The sequence below is a fragment of the Streptomyces sp. NPDC048718 genome (genome assembly GCF_043198875.1).
In the GTDB taxonomy this organism is placed as follows: Bacteria; Actinomycetota; Actinomycetes; order Streptomycetales; family Streptomycetaceae; genus Streptomyces.
The window spans coordinates 460,724-475,707 of record NZ_JBICVG010000005.1; the positions used below are offsets into that span (position 1 = coordinate 460,724).

The 14,984-nt window shown below is 72.6% G+C and carries 11 protein-coding genes; 9 read left to right on the forward strand and 2 right to left on the reverse strand.

What is annotated here, in order from left to right:
- The first annotated feature begins 298 nt into the window (after positions 1-298).
- From leuS to ACGFRB_RS12705, 7 genes are all read left to right on the forward strand, one after another.
- Positions 299-3,163: a leucine--tRNA ligase gene (leuS, locus tag ACGFRB_RS12675; RefSeq protein WP_393242424.1), complete on the forward strand. Its 2,865-nt coding sequence runs from the start codon at positions 299-301 to the stop codon at positions 3,161-3,163.
- 183 nt (positions 3,164-3,346) lie between these two features.
- Entirely contained in the window at positions 3,347-4,102 is a 756-nt protein-coding gene (locus ACGFRB_RS12680; protein ID WP_393242427.1) for a hypothetical protein, read from the forward strand.
- Positions 4,103-4,209: 107 nt separating this feature from the next.
- Positions 4,210-5,055, forward strand: coding sequence for a DegV family protein (locus ACGFRB_RS12685; protein WP_393242430.1), 846 nt, complete (start codon positions 4,210-4,212; stop codon positions 5,053-5,055).
- 568 nt (positions 5,056-5,623) lie between these two features.
- Positions 5,624-6,403, forward strand: coding sequence for a helix-hairpin-helix domain-containing protein (locus ACGFRB_RS12690; RefSeq protein WP_393242432.1), 780 nt, complete (start codon positions 5,624-5,626; stop codon positions 6,401-6,403).
- Complete coding sequence (locus tag ACGFRB_RS12695) at positions 6,400-8,877, forward strand: ComEC/Rec2 family competence protein (protein ID WP_393242435.1); 2,478 nt, start codon at positions 6,400-6,402, stop codon at positions 8,875-8,877. Before ACGFRB_RS12690 ends, ACGFRB_RS12695 begins: the two co-directional genes overlap by 4 nt.
- 41 nt (positions 8,878-8,918) lie before the next feature.
- Complete coding sequence (locus ACGFRB_RS12700; RefSeq protein ID WP_393242438.1) at positions 8,919-9,539, forward strand: winged helix-turn-helix domain-containing protein; 621 nt, start codon at positions 8,919-8,921, stop codon at positions 9,537-9,539.
- A 3-nt stretch (positions 9,540-9,542) separates the two neighbouring features.
- Positions 9,543-10,862 (forward strand): MFS transporter, encoded by a 1,320-nt coding sequence (locus tag ACGFRB_RS12705; RefSeq protein ID WP_393242441.1) that lies wholly within the window; start codon positions 9,543-9,545, stop codon positions 10,860-10,862.
- A 25-nt stretch (positions 10,863-10,887) separates the two neighbouring features.
- Here ACGFRB_RS12705 and ACGFRB_RS12710 read toward each other — a convergent pair whose 3' ends face one another.
- On the reverse strand, positions 10,888-11,133 hold the full coding sequence (locus ACGFRB_RS12710) for a hypothetical protein (RefSeq protein ID WP_361230411.1): 246 nt from the start codon (positions 11,131-11,133) through the stop codon (positions 10,888-10,890).
- Positions 11,134-11,205: 72 nt separating this feature from the next.
- Here ACGFRB_RS12710 and holA point away from each other — a divergent pair, with 72 nt between their 5' ends.
- Entirely contained in the window at positions 11,206-12,195 is a 990-nt protein-coding gene (gene holA / locus ACGFRB_RS12715) for a DNA polymerase III subunit delta (protein WP_393242444.1), read from the forward strand.
- Positions 12,196-12,563: 368 nt separating this feature from the next.
- Here the strand turns inward: holA and rpsT are convergent, their stop codons facing one another.
- Positions 12,564-12,830, reverse strand: a complete 267-nt coding sequence (rpsT, locus tag ACGFRB_RS12720; RefSeq protein ID WP_030760878.1) for a 30S ribosomal protein S20 — start codon at positions 12,828-12,830, stop codon at positions 12,564-12,566.
- A gap of 184 nt (positions 12,831-13,014) precedes the next feature.
- Here rpsT and lepA point away from each other — a divergent pair, with 184 nt between their 5' ends.
- Entirely contained in the window at positions 13,015-14,886 is a 1,872-nt protein-coding gene (gene lepA / locus ACGFRB_RS12725; protein WP_363006425.1) for a translation elongation factor 4, read from the forward strand.
- Positions 14,887-14,984 lie beyond the last annotated feature (98 nt).

The following is a 14,984-nucleotide window of genomic DNA, read 5'->3' on the forward strand; positions in this document are numbered from 1 at the left end:
GCCGGTCGTACGCGCGCGTGGCGCGTGTCGTACGTACACCCACCCCCGGCCGCCTCCACGCGCGCGTGGCCGTGGCGCCGCCCGCCCCTCGGAACGCCGATGCGGCCCGCTCGGGCCCTGCGGTACCCTGACGCTCATGCGTGCCGTACGCCTTCTGCTTAGCCGGCCGCGCTGATCAGTCCCGACGGATGAACATTCCGGTCGGCATCGGCGCGGCGTCCCCTCCTGTGCGAGGGGATTTTTCATTTCGTGGCAGTGCTGGCAGTGGGCAGAGACGATCGATGGAGCTTCAAGGATCATGACCGAGACCAACACGGCCGCCGAGACGGCGGCCCCGCATCGCTACACGGCGGCCATGGCCGCCGACATCGAGGCACGCTGGCAGGACGTCTGGGACGCCGAGGGCACCTACGCGGCTCCGAACCCCACCGGTGATCTGGCCGGGGACCAGGCCGTGGTGGAGCGTCCCAAGAAGTTCATCATGGACATGTTCCCGTACCCCTCGGGCGCGGGCCTGCACGTCGGTCACCCCCTGGGCTACATCGCCACCGACGTCTACGCCCGTCACGCGCGGATGACCGGGCACAACGTCCTGCACACCCTGGGCTTCGACGCCTTCGGCCTGCCGGCCGAGCAGTACGCCGTGCAGACCGGCACGCACCCGCGGGTCTCCACCGAGGCCAACATGGAGAACATGAAGGTCCAGCTGCGCCGGCTGGGCCTGGGCCACGACAAGCGCCGGTCGTTCGCCACGATCGACCCGGAGTACTACAAGTGGACGCAGTGGATCTTCGTCCAGATCTACAACTCCTGGTACGACACCGAGGCCCGCACGGCCCGTCCGATCGACGAGCTGATCGAGCAGTTCGCGAACGGCACCCGTGAGGTCCCCGGCGGCCGGGACTGGAACGCCCTGAGCGCCGTCGAGCGCGCCGACGTGCTGAGCGAGTACCGGCTGGCCTACGCCTCCGAGTCGCCGGTCAACTGGTGCCCCGGCCTGGGCACCGTCCTGGCCAACGAGGAGGTCACCGCCGAGGGCCGTTCCGAGCGCGGCAACTTCCCCGTCTTCAAGTCCAAGCTGCGCCAGTGGAACATGCGCATCACCGCCTACGCGGACCGCCTGCTGGACGACCTGGACGCGCTGGACTGGCCCGAGGCCATCAAGCTGCAGCAGCGCAACTGGATCGGCCGCTCCGAGGGCGCCCGGGTCGACTTCCCGGCCGGCGACGCCGGTGCCGTCACCGTCTTCACCACCCGCCAGGACACCCTGTTCGGCGCCACCTACATGGTGCTGGCCCCGGAGCACGACCTGGTCGACGCGCTGGTCCCGGCCGCCTGGCCCGAGGGCACCCACGACGTGTGGACCGGTGGCCACGCCACCCCCGCCGACGCCGTCGCCGCCTACCGCAAGCAGGCCGCCGCCAAGTCCGACGTCGAGCGGCAGGCCGACGCCAAGGAGAAGACCGGCGTCTTCACCGGCGCGTACGCCACCAACCCGGTCAGCGGCGAGCAGATCCCCGTCTTCATCGCCGACTACGTCCTGATGGGCTACGGCACCGGCGCGATCATGGCCGTCCCGGCGCACGACACCCGTGACTTCGCCTTCGCGCGCGCCTTCGAGCTGCCGATGCGCTGCGTCGTCGAGCCGGACGACGAGCGCGGCACCGACCCGTCGACCTGGGACGACGCCTTCAGCTCGTACGAGGCGAAGCTGGTCAACTCCACGAACGACGACGTGGCGCTGGACGGCCTGGGCGTCGTCGAGGCCAAGGAGAAGATCACCGCCTGGCTGACCGACCGGGGCATCGGCGAGGGCACCGTCAACTTCCGCCTGCGCGACTGGCTGTTCAGCCGCCAGCGCTACTGGGGCGAGCCCTTCCCGATCGTCTACGACGAGGACGGCGTCGCGCACTCGCTGCCCGAGTCGATGCTGCCGCTGGAGCTGCCGGAGGTCGAGGACTACTCGCCGCGCACCTTCGACCCGGACGACGCCGACACCCAGCCCGAGCCGCCGCTGTCCCGCAACGAGGACTGGGTCGCCGTCACGCTGGACCTGGGCGACGGTCCGAAGAAGTACCGCCGCGAGACCAACACCATGCCCAACTGGGCCGGTTCCTGCTGGTACGAGCTGCGCTACCTGGACCCGCACAACGCCGAGAAGCTGGTCGACCCGGCCATCGAGCAGTACTGGATGGGGCCGCGCGAGGGCATGCCCACCGGCGGTGTCGACCTGTACGTCGGCGGCGCCGAGCACGCCGTGCTGCACCTGCTGTACGCCCGCTTCTGGTCCAAGATGCTGTTCGACCTGGGCTACATCTCCTCGGCCGAGCCGTTCCACAAGCTCTACAACCAGGGCATGATCCAGGCCTTCGTCTACCGCGACAGCCGTGGCATCGCCGTCCCGGCCGCCGAGGTGGAGGAGCGCGACGGCGCGTACTACTACCAGGGCGAGAAGGTCAGCCGTCTGCTGGGCAAGATGGGCAAGTCCCTGAAGAACGCCGTCACCCCGGACGAGATGTGCGCCGAGTACGGTGCGGACACCCTGCGTCTGTACGAGATGGCGATGGGCCCGCTGGACGTCTCCCGCCCGTGGGACACCCGCGCGGTCGTCGGCCAGTACCGGCTGCTGCAGCGGCTGTGGCGCAACATCGTCGACGAGTCCACCGGCGAGGTCACCGTCACGGACGAGCCGGCCGACGAGGCCACCCTGCGTGCCCTGCACAAGGCCATCGACGGTGTCTCCCAGGACATGGCGGCGATGCGCTTCAACACCGCCATCGCGAAGATCACCGAGCTGAACAACCACCTGACCAAGTCCGGTGGCGCGGTGTCCCGCTCGGTCGCCGAGCAGCTGGTGCTGCTGGTCGCCCCGCTGGCCCCGCACATCGCCGAGGAGCTGTGGCGCCGTCTGGGCCACACCGACTCGGTCGTCCACCAGGACTTCCCGGTCGCCGACCCGGCCTATGTCGTGGACGAGACCGTGACCTGCGTCGTGCAGATCAAGGGCAAGGTCAAGGCCCGCCTGGAGGTCTCCCCGTCGATCACCGACGCGGAGCTGGAGGCGCTGGCGCTGGGCGACGCGCACGTCGTCGCCGCGCTGGGCGGTGCGGAGATCCGCAAGGTGATCGTCCGCGCGCCGAAGCTGGTCAACATCGTCGCCTGACATCGCGAGCGGTGCCCGGCATCGCGAGGGCTGACATCGCGATACCGGGCCGACGGTGACGACGGCCGCATCCCCTAGGGGGTGCATGGGGGCAGGTTGGGGGTTCCGACGGAACCACCGGCCTGCCCCTACCGTTTACGGTGGAAGAACCAATAACGAGGCCGGAGGGGCGAGGCGAGGCATATGGGAGCCGCGATCACGATCATGGCATTGCTCTTCGTCGCCTTCGTGGTGCTCGGGGTGTACGCCACGGTGAAGGTCGCCAAGGCGGCCAAACGCGGGGTGGACCGCACCATCGACCAGGCCCGGCGCACGGTCGAGGACACCACCCTGAGAGCCAAGAGCTTCGGCCAGACCGGCCCTTCGGCCGAGCTGGCCCAGCTGCGCCTCTCGCTGCGCACCTCGATGCGCGCCACCCAGGAGGCCCTGCACGCGGGCGTGGCCGAGGACGCCTCGCTCAAGGAATCCCTCGACCTCTTCCACCGGCTCAGCGGTCACGCCCGGGAGCTGGACGACGACCTTCGGCGGCTGGAGCGCGAACCGGACCGGGGGCACGTCACGGGCTGCCTGCCGGAGCTGCGCCGGCGCACCCAGCAGGTCACCCACTCCGCCGACGCGCTCCGCTTCGCCGCCCGGGACCGGGCCCGCAAGTTCGCCGACGACGACCTGACCTCGCTCAGCGCCCAGATCGACATGGAGGCGGGCGCGCTGCGGCACTGGACGGACGCGGACGCGGGTGTGGATGCGGGCGCGGGTACGGGCGCGGGTACGGGCAACGGCATGGGGAGCGGTGCGGGCCGGGCCGGAGCCGAGCAGCCCCGGCCCGGGGACCAGGCAGGGACGGCGGGGCAGCAGCAGCCGCAGGCGCTCACGGGGGCGGACCGGCGCACCACGGTCCACCCGTGGGAGAAGTCGGCGCGGCCGGAGACGACGGCCTGAGAGCGACTGCCTGAGAACCGGGCACGGGGCCGTCGCCCCGGGGAGCCGCCGGTGCGCGAGTGGGGCCGGGCTGACGTGCGCCGAAGACGGCGGGTAACCTCCCGCTCATGTCCCGGCATGTCGCGATCGTCACCGATTCCACGGCCTATCTGCCTCCCCAGGCGCTGGAGCGGCACGACGTCACGGTCGTCCCGCTCACCGTCGTCATCGGGAACCGCGCGTTGGAGGAGGGCACCGAGATCTCGGCCCGCTCGCTCGCGGAGGCGCTGCAGAAGCGGCGCGCGGTGACCACCTCCCGGCCCGCCCCCGAAGTCTTCGCCGCCGCCTATCGCGCCGCCGCCGAGGCGGGGGCCCAGGGCATCGTCTCCCTCCATCTGTCCGGCGAGTTCTCCGGTACGTACGACGCGGCCGTGCTCGCGGCGGAAAGCGCGCCGGTGCCCGTGCGGGTCGTCGACACGCGGATGGTCGGGATGGCGCTCGGCTTCTGCGCTCTGGCGGCGGCCGAGACCGTCGAGGCGGGCGGTTCGCTCGACGAGGCCGTGGCGGCGGCCGAGAAACGGGCCGTGGGCACCTCCGCCTACTTCTATGTCGACACCCTCGACTATCTGCGTCGCGGCGGGCGGATCGGTGCCGCCCAGGCCCTGCTCGGCTCGGCGCTGGCGGTGAAGCCGCTGCTCGAACTCGAAGGCGGGCGGATCGAGTTGCGCGAGAAGGTGCGTACGGCATCCAGGGCCATCGCCCGGCTGGAAGAGATCGCCGTCGAACGCGCCGGGACCGGCCCCGTCGACGTGGCCGTCCATCATCTGGCCGCTCCCGAGCGGGCCGACGCCCTGGCCGAGCGGCTGCGGGAACGGCTGCCGGCCGTGCGCGACCTCCAGGTCACCGAGGTCGGCGCGGTCATCGGCGCGCACACCGGGCCGGGGCTGCTCGCGGTCGTCGTCTCTCCGCGCTGAGGGCGCCGGCGCCCCCGGGCCGCAGAGGGGAGCGACGAGGACGCGTTCCCTCGTGTGAGTGAGCGAGTTATCCACAACTGGCCGGTTGTCCACGGAATATGAGGGGTCTCGGCAGAGGCCGCCGGGGATGTCTACCGTCGACCCCATGACTCTTCGTACGCGCATCAGAGCACACCGTGGCGGGGCGGGCAGTGGACCCGGCCGGCGCCCGGGATCGGACGGCCGCACCCGCCGGAGGACGAGGATCCGGCCGGCGGGCTCGGGCCGGCACGCGGCGGGCGCCGTCCCGGAGGCGGTACGGCGGCGGGGCGAGGCCCTGTTCCCGGCGACGGCCTCACCGTCCCCATCACCCGTACCGCTCCCCTCGCCCCCACCCTTCCCCTCACCCCCACCGCTCCCGCCGCCGCGGCGGCGCGAACCGGCCGGTCCCCTGGGGCCGCCGGAGCCCCTTGATCCGGCGATTTGGCCGGTGGGGCAGGCGGCGGTGCCGGTAGGGCCGGCAGGGCTGACGCAGGCCGTGCCGGCGGAACCGGTCGCTCGGGCGGGACCGGCGGAGCAGGTAGGGCCGGTGGGGGCCGTGCCGGTGCGGGAGCGGTGGCGGATCGCTCTGTGGGAGCGGTTGCCGTGGTGGGTGCAGTCCCGCTGTGGACTCGAACGGCGCTCGCTGGCCGCGCTCGCCGTGGTGCTGGTCGTGGCCGCCGGAGGCGCCGGGGCCTATTTCTGGAGCGGCAGGCCGCAGCAGGTCACGGCGCCCGCCGTGCCGGCGGCGGCCCGGGCGCTGCCCGAACCGGAGTTCTCGCCGTCCTCTTCGCCTCCCGCTCCTCCCGCCCCTCCTCCTTCCGGTCTTTCACCGGCGGCCGCCGGACCCGTCCCTCCGGCGGGCGCGGGCGCGGGCGCGGGTGCCGTGGTCGTGGTCGATGTCGGCGGCAAGGTGCGCAGGCCGGGGGTGTTCACGCTGCCCGCCGGTTCGCGGGTCGCCGATGCCGTGCGTGCGGCGGGTGGCATCCGCTCGGGCACGGATCTGACGGGACTCAACCGGGCTCGGGTGCTCCAGGACGGCGAGCAGGTTGTCGTCGGTCTCCCGGCCATCCCGGCCGGCGGTGCGGGAGCGGCCGGGGCGGTGGGCGGAGCGGTCCCGGTTCCGCCGGGGCAGGCCGGGCCGCTGAGCCTCAGTGTGGCCACCGCCGAGCAGCTCGACGCGCTGCCCGGGGTCGGCCCGGTCCTCGCCCGGCACATCGTCGAGCACCGGGCGGAGCACGGGGGATTTCGTTCGGTGGCCGAACTGCGGGATGTCAGCGGTATCGGCGAACGCCGGTTCGCGGACCTCGCCCCGCTGGTCCGGCCATGAGCATGAAGCCGCGCCCGCCGGTCGCGGCGGACGAGGGGCCGGCCGATCTGCGGCTCGTCCCGCCGGCGCTCGCCGTGTGGGGCGGGGCGGCGCTCGCGGTGGGCGTCGCCGGCCGGTGGACGGTCGCCGGAGTGCTGCTCTGTGTGTGCGCCGCGGCGGCGCTGCTGCGGCCTGGTACCCGGTACGGTCCACGGGCGATCGCCGGGGCCGGGGTCCTGCTGTGCGCCGCCGCCGGGGCCGCGTCCGGGGCGCTGCACGCGGCCGATCCGCACCGGGGGCCGGTGCCCGCGCTCACCCGCGCCGGGGCCCGGGTGACGGCCGAGGTGGTCCTCACCGCCGACCCCCGGCTCGTCCGCCCCCGGGTGCGTGGCAGCCGGGCCGCGCCGCCCCTGGTGGCCGTGGCGGGCGAGGTGACCCGGGTCGAGGACGGCGAGCGGGCGGTCTTCCGTACGAGGGCGCCGGTCCTGGTGCTCGTACCGGCGCGGGATGGGCCGGGGGAGAGCGGACGGGGGTGGTCGGCGCTGCTGCCCTCGACCCGCGTCACGGTGACGGGACGGCTCGCCCCGCCCCGGCCCGGGGACGCCCTCGCCGCCGTGCTGCGGGCCGACGGCGGGCCGCCCAGGATCACCGGGCAGCCCAGCGGCCTCCAGCGCACCGCCGGGACGCTGCGCGCCGGACTGCGGCGAGCGACCGAGCACCTGCCGCCGGACGCCCGGGCCCTGCTGCCGGGCCTGGTGGTCGGGGACACCTCCCGTGTCGAGCCCGAACTGAAGGAGGCGTTCGAAGCCACCGATCTCACCCATCTCCTCGCCGTCTCGGGTTCGAACCTCACGGTCGTGCTGCTGCTCCTCATCGGGCGGCCCGGCACCGCGCAGCGGGCCGAACGGGGCGGTCTCGCGCCCCGGCTGGGCATCCCGCTGCGGATGACCGCATGCGTCGGGGGAGGGCTGACACTCGCGTTCGTCGTGGTGTGCCGGCCCGATCCGAGTGTGCTGCGGGCGGCGGCGTGCGGGCTTGTCACCCTGCTCGCCCTCGCGACCGGCCGGCGCCGTTCACTGCTCCCGGCACTCGCCGCGGCGGTGCTCGCCCTGGTGCTCTACGACCCTTGGCTGGCGCGGAGTTACGGGTTCCTGCTCTCCGTCCTGGCCACCGGCGCGCTGCTCACGATCGCTCCGCGCTGGAGCGACGCCCTGCGCCGGCGGCGGGTGCCCGGCCGGATCGCGGAGGCGCTGGCGGCGACGCTCGCGGCCCAGGCGCTGTGCGCGCCCGTCGTGGTGGTCTTCGCGGCCCGGGTGAGCCTGGTGGCGGTGCCCGCCAATCTGCTCGCGGAAGCGGCGGTGGCCCCGGCCACGGTCCTCGGTTTCGCCGTGCTGGGCCTCGCGCCGGTGTGGCCGTGGGCCGCCGGGTGGGTGGCGTGGGTCGCGGCCCTGCCCGCCGGGTGGATCGCCCGGGTGGCCCGTACCGGGGCGGGGCTGCCCGGCGCCCGGGTGGCCTGGCCGGACGGCTGGTGGGGCGGGCTGCTGCTCGCGGCGCTGACCGGGCTCCTGGTGCTCGCCGTGTGGCGGCTGCCGTACCGGCGGTGGATCGGGGCCGGGTGCGCGGTACTGCTGGTCCTGGCGGTGGTCCGGCCGCCGCCGCTGGTCCGGCTGGTCACCGGCTGGCCGCCGCCGGGCTGGGTGTTCGCCCTGTGCCAGGTCGGTCAGGGTGACGCGACGGTGCTCGCGGCCGGCGGGGACACCGCGGTCGTGGTGGACGCGGGGCCCGACCCGGCGCCGGTCGACCGCTGTCTGACGGCGCTCGGGGTGCGCACGATCCCTCTGCTGGTGCTCAGTCACTTCCACGCGGACCATGTGGCCGGTCTGCCGGGAGTGCTGCGCGGCCGGACGGTGGGCGCGATCCAGACGACGGGGCTGGACGACCCGCCGGGGCAGGCGGAATTCGTACGGCGTACCGCGCGGGCCGCCGGGGTGCCGGTGGTGCGGGCGGCACCGGGGGAGCGGCGGGTGATCGGTCCGCTGGAGTGGCGGGTGCTGTGGCCGGGGACCGGTGGGCCGGACGGGAGCGCCGGGGCAGCGGAGTCGACGGAGTCGGCGGCGAACGACGCGAGTGTCGTGCTGTTCGTCAGGACCGCGGGCGGCGTGACCCTGTTGCTGCTCGGCGACCTCGAACCCGCGGCGCAGCGGGGGCTGGTCCGGGCGTATCCGCGACTGCCGCCGGTCGACGTGCTGAAGGTGGCCCACCACGGCTCGGCCCACCAGGACCCGGGGCTCATCCGGGCGGTGCGGCCCCGGCTGGCCCTGATCTCCGCCGGCCGTGACAACCCGTACGGCCATCCGTCGCCCCGGACGGTCCGGGCCCTGCGGGATGGCGGGGCGCGGGTGCTGAGCACGGACCGGGACGGTGCGGTCGTGGTCACCGGCGCGGGCACCGGCCTTGCGGCCCACACGCTCGCGGGCCCGGGGCCGGGCCCCTGAGATCTCTTGTAAAGGAGTCTTTCTAAAGATAGCTTTACATCATGTCGGAGCACCGTGACGAGCTGCCTCGCAGCGTCCATCTCACCGATCCCCGCGCCCTGCGCGCCTACGCCCATCCGGTCCGGATGGCCCTCGTGGGACTGCTGCGCGGCGAGGGGCCGTTCACCGCCACCCGGGCCGCCGAGCTGACCGGGGAATCGGTGGCCAGTTGCTCGTACCACCTGCGGATACTCGCCAAGTACGGCCTGGTCGAGCAGGCCCCGGGCGGCAAGGGGCGGGAGAAGCCCTGGCAGGCGACGGCCCGGTACACGCAGTGGTCGGACACCAGCGAGGACCCGGCGGTCGCCGAGGCGGCCACCGCGCTCAGCATGGCCACCGCGGAGCACTACCTCACCCGAACGCTCCGCGCCCTGGAGCAGCGGCACACGCTGCCCAGGCAATGGCAGGAGGCGGAGCAGTTCGGCGACACGCTGTTCCACCTCACCCCCGAGGAACTGGCCGGACTGGGCCGGGGAATCGACGAGTTGCTGCGCCCGTACGAGGAACGGGAGAAGGACCCGGCCCGGCGGCCCGAGGGAGCGCGGCCCGTGTCCGTCCTGCGGATCGCCTTCGTCGACCGCGAACTGCCCGGCATCGTGAATCCCGACAGCCGAGGGGAATGACCGATGACGCTCGCCGAACGTGTACCCGCGCTGTTAAGGGAGCGGGAGTTTCGCCGGTACTGGACCGGGCAGACCGTCTCGCTCGCCGGTGACCAGGTCGCGCTCATGGCGCTGCCGCTCGCCGCCGTGCTCGTCCTCGGGGCGGACGCCGCCGAGATGGGCTGGCTGAAGACCGCCGAACTGCTGCCCGCGCTGCTGTTCAATCTGCCGTTCGGGGCCTGGGCCGACCGGCGGGCCCGGCGGCGGCACGTCATGATCGCCGCCGATGTGGTCCGCGCGGCACTCGTGCTGAGCCTGCCCGTCGCGTACTTCCTGGACGTGCTGACACTCGGCCAGCTGTACGCGGTGGCCTTCGCGGTGGGCGTGTCCGGCGTGCTGTTCGACGTGTGCAACGCGACGCTGTTCGTGGCGCTGGTCCCCGTCGAGCGCTATGTGCAGGCGAACTCGCTGGTCAACGGCAGTCGTTCGATGGCCTGGCTGGCGGGACCCGGCGCCGCCGGTGTGCTGGTGCAGATACTGACGGCACCGTTCGCCCTGGTCGCCAACGCCTTCACCTATCTGGTCTCGGCGGCCTGTCTGGCCCGGATCGCTCCGGCCGAACCCGCCCCCGCGCCCGTGGAGAAGGGGCACTTCACCGAGGGAATGCGGTGGCTGGTCGGGAACCGGCTGATGCGGGCGCTGTTCGCGGCCGCCGGCACCGTGCAGTTCTTCAACTTCATGTTCTCCACCCTCTTCGTCCTCTACGTGACGACGACGCTCGGGCTGAGCGCGGGGGTCCTCGGCGCGGTGCTCAGCACCGGGGCGATCGGCGGGCTGATCGGCGCGTCGGTGGCGTCCCGGGTGGTCCGGCGGATCGGGGTCGGCCGCTCGACGGTGTTCGGCTTCCTGGGCTTCGGGCTGCCACTGCTCCTGATACCCCTCGCCGCCGGGCCGAAGCCGCTGGTCGTCGGGCTGCTGATCGTCGCCGAGTTCCTGTCCTGCGTCGGCGTGATGCTGCTCGACATCGCGATCGGATCCCTCCAGATGGCACTGGTCCCCGACGCGATACGAGGCCGGGTGATGGGCGCGTACCGGACCCTCAACCACGGCTTCCGCCCGCTCGGCGCGCTCGCCGGAGGCCTGCTGGGCAGCGCCCTCGGCCTGCGGCCCACTCTGTGGATCGCGACGGCCGGCACCGTGCTCGCCGTCCTGTGGGTGCTGCCCTCGCCCCTGGCACGTATGCGCGAGCTGCCGGAGCCCCCCATGGATCCCCGGCCCGGGCCCCGGCCCGGCGCGGGCCCGGATCCGGTCGCCGTGAAGGGAGCGGACGGAGCGGAGGGGTAGGGGTGCGCGCGCCGGCAGGCAGGTCCTACGGGACCTCCAGCCAGCCCTCGTACTCGGATGCCAGGGAGTCGAGGTCCGCGGGGTCGAGGCGGCCGTCCGGGTCCTCGACCACCACCAGCCACTGGGCGTCCTCGGCGTCGTCCTCGCCCGCCAGGGCGTCGCGGACGAGCTGCGGCTCCTCCGCGACGCCGAACCGGTCGGGCAGTTCGGCGGCGACCTCCTCGGCCGCGTCGCGGTCGGGCAGGACCAGTACGTGTCTCACATCGCTCACCCGCACATTCTCGGCGATCGGCCCGCCGGCGCGGGAAGGGGCTGTCGGTGGCGCGTGGGATGCTGGAACGCGATGGCCACCAAGAAGTCTTCCTCCGACGATCTCCTCGCCCCCGTCACGCTCGCCGTGGGCCAGGAGGACCTGCTGCTCGACCGCGCGGTCCGTGAGGTGGTGGCGGCCGCCCGGGCCGCCGACGCCGACACCGATGTGCGCGACCTCGCCCCCGAGCAGCTCCAGCCCGGCGCGCTCGCGGAGCTGACCAGCCCCTCGCTGTTCTCCGAGCGCAAGGTCCTGGTCATGCGGAACGCGCAGGACCTGCCGGCCGACACGATCAAGGAGATCAAGGCCTACCTGGACGATCCGGCCGACGAGATCACCCTGGTGGTGCTGCACGCCGGCGGCGCCAAGGGCAAGGGGCTCCTGGAGGCGGCCCGCAAGGCGGGCGCCCGCGAGGTGGCCTGCCCGAAGACGACGAAGCCGGCGGAGCGGCTGACGTTCGTCCGGCAGGAGTTCCGGTCCCTGGGCCGTTCGGCGACGCCCGAGGCGTGCCAGGCGCTCGTCGACGCGATCGGCAGCGATCTGCGGGAGCTGGCCTCCGCCGTGGCACAGCTGACGGCGGACGTCGACGGCACCATCGACGAGGCGGTCGTCGCGCGCTACTACACCGGGCGCGCCGAGGCCTCGTCGTTCACGGTGGCCGACCGGGCCGTCGAGGGCCGCGCCGCCGAGGCCCTGGAGGCCCTGCGCTGGTCGCTGTCGACCGGCGTCGCTCCCGTGCTGATCACCAGCGCGCTCGCCCAAGGCGTCCGCGCCATCGGCAAGCTCTCCTCCGCCCGAGGCGGCCGGCCCGCCGATCTCGCGCGCGAGCTGGGTATGCCCCCGTGGAAGATCGACCGGGTCCGCCAGCAGATGCGCGGCTGGACCCCGGACGGCGTCTCCGTCGCCCTGCGCGCGGTCGCGGAGGCCGACGCGGGGGTGAAGGGAGGCGGCGACGATCCCGAGTACGCCCTGGAGAAGGCCGTCGTGGCCATCGCCCGCGCCGCCCGGATGCGCCGCGCCTGACCGAAAGACCGCAAGGGCGAAAGGCCGCGGGACCGGAGCTTCGGCCTCGGGGCCTTCAGGACCGGCTGAGCCGGCCCCGGCCAGGACGCCTGCTGCCCGGTCTTCCGTACGGAGCGCACGTACGGAACACACCCGTAGACCCCTGTGCCCGCGCGCCCTCGATCCGAGGGCGCGCGGGCACAGGGCTAAGCGGACAACGCCGAGGGCCCCGCCGCTCTCCTGGGGAAGGAGAGGGACGGGGCCCTCGGTTCACGCTTGTGGTGGCCCGTACACGCGTGGCGAACGCGTCTCGCGTACGTGGCCGGGGTGGCCGTCCGGGAGCGGGGTAGAGGGCCCGCTGGATCCCGTGCGGCCGGTCACATCAGAGCTCAGCCCTGGAGGGAGGAAACCTTGATCGCCAGCGCCGACTTCTTGTTGGCGGCGGCGTTCTTGTGGATGACACCCTTCGAGACAGCCTTGTCGAGCTGACGCGAGGCGGCACGAGCGGCAACGGTGGCCTTCTCGAGGTCGCCGGCGGCGACAGCCTCACGGGCCTTGCGGATCGCGGTCTTGAGCGACGACTTGACGGCCTTGTTGCGCAGGCGCGCCTTCTCGTTGGTCTTGTTCCGCTTGATCTGGGACTTGATGTTCGCCACGAAAGAGCCTTTACAGGTTCGATGTTTCTTGAGGATGCGCCCCGCAGCTGAGAGGGCATACGAGACACAGCTGTCCACGTTATCAGCCGCCCCCCACACCGCCCAAACCGACCGTTGGCCCGCGGCCATGGGACGATGGTGGCTACGTACCCGTTCCGAACACCGCCCGAGACGAGAACCCTGCGTGCCCGCGACTCCTACCAACGTGCCCGAGCCGAGCCGTACCGACCCGGCTCTGATCCGCAACTTCTGCATCATCGCGCACATCGACCACGGCAAGTCCACGCTCGCCGACCGGATGCTCCAGCTGACCGGTGTGGTCGACCAGCGGCAGATGCGTGCCCAGTATCTCGACCGGATGGACATCGAGCGTGAGCGCGGCATCACGATCAAGTCCCAGGCGGTCCGGCTGCCCTGGGCCCCCACCGAGGGGCCGGAGCAGGGCCGTACGCACATCCTGAACATGATCGACACCCCCGGGCACGTCGACTTCACCTACGAGGTGTCGCGCTCGCTCGCCGCGTGCGAGGGCACGGTCCTGCTGGTGGACGCCGCCCAGGGCATCGAGGCGCAGACCCTGGCCAACCTCTACCTGGCCATGGAGAACGAGCTCACCATCGTTCCGGTCCTCAACAAGATCGACCTGCCGGCCGCCCAGCCGGAGAAGTTCGCCGAGGAGCTGGCCAACCTCATCGGCTGCCAGCCGGAGGACGTCCTCAAGGTCTCCGCGAAGACCGGCATGGGCGTCGAGGCGCTGCTCGACCGCGTCGTCCGGGACGTCCCGGCCCCCGTCGGCGTCGCCGACGCCCCGGCCCGCGCGATGATCTTCGACTCGGTGTACGACTCGTACCGCGGTGTCGTCACGTACGTCCGTGTCGTCGACGGCCAGCTCAACAAGCGCGAGCGCATCCGGATGATGTCGACCGGCGCGACCCACGAGCTGCTGGAGATCGGCACCAACTCGCCCGAGATGCTGCCGGCCGACGGCCTCGGCGTCGGCGAGGTGGGCTACCTGATCACCGGTGTGAAGGACGTCCGCCAGTCCAAGGTGGGTGACACGATCACCTCCCAGTCCAAGGGCGCCGAAGAGGCCCTGGGCGGCTACAAGGACCCGAAGCCGATGGTCTTCTCCGGTCTGTATCCGCTGGACGGCTCCGACTACCCGGAGCTGCGCGAGGCCCTGGACAAGCTCCAGCTCAACGACGCCGCGCTGGTCTACGAGCCGGAGACCTCCGCCGCGCTCGGCTTCGGCTTCCGCGTCGGTTTCCTCGGCCTGCTCCACCTCGACGTGATCCGCGAGCGCCTGGAGCGCGAGTTCGGCCTGGACCTCATCGCGACCGCCCCGAACGTGGTCTACCGCGTGGTCATGGAGGACGGCGCCGAGCACACGGTCACCAACCCGAGCGAGTTCCCCGAGGGCAAGATCGACGAGGTGTACGAGCCGGTCGTGCGCGCCACGATCCTCGCCCCCTCCGAGTTCATCGGCGCGATCATGGAGCTGTGCCAGACCCGGCGCGGCACCATGCTCGGCATGGACTACCTGTCCGAGGACCGGGTCGAGATCCGCTACACCCTGCCGCTGGCCGAGATCGTCTTCGACTTCTTCGACCAGCTGAAGTCCAAGACCCGCGGCTACGCCTCGCTCGACTACGAGCCCACCGGCGAGCAGAGCAGCTCCCTGGTCAAGGTCGACATCCTGCTGCACGGCGACAAGGTCGACGCCTTCTCGGCGATCACGCACAAGGACCAGGCGTACGCCTACGGTGTCCGGCTCGTCGCCAAGCTCAAGGAGCTCATCCCGAGGCAGAGCTTCGAGGTGCCGGTCCAGGCCGCGATCGGCGCCCGGGTCATCGCCCGTGAGACCATCCGCGCCATCCGCAAGGACGTCCTCGCCAAGTGCTACGGCGGTGACATCTCCCGTAAGCGGAAGCTGCTGGAGAAGCAGAAGGAAGGCAAGAAGCGGATGAAGATGGTCGGCTCCGTGGAGGTCCCGCAGGAGGCCTTCATCGCCGTCCTGTCGAGCGACGACTCCGCGGCCGCCAAGCCGAAGAAGTAGTCCCCGAAACGCCGCGGATACCCCGCGAGCGGGCCGTGAACGGGTCTGCGCACCACTGGTGCGCAGACCCGTTCGTTATAAGCAAGCCCTTACGCACC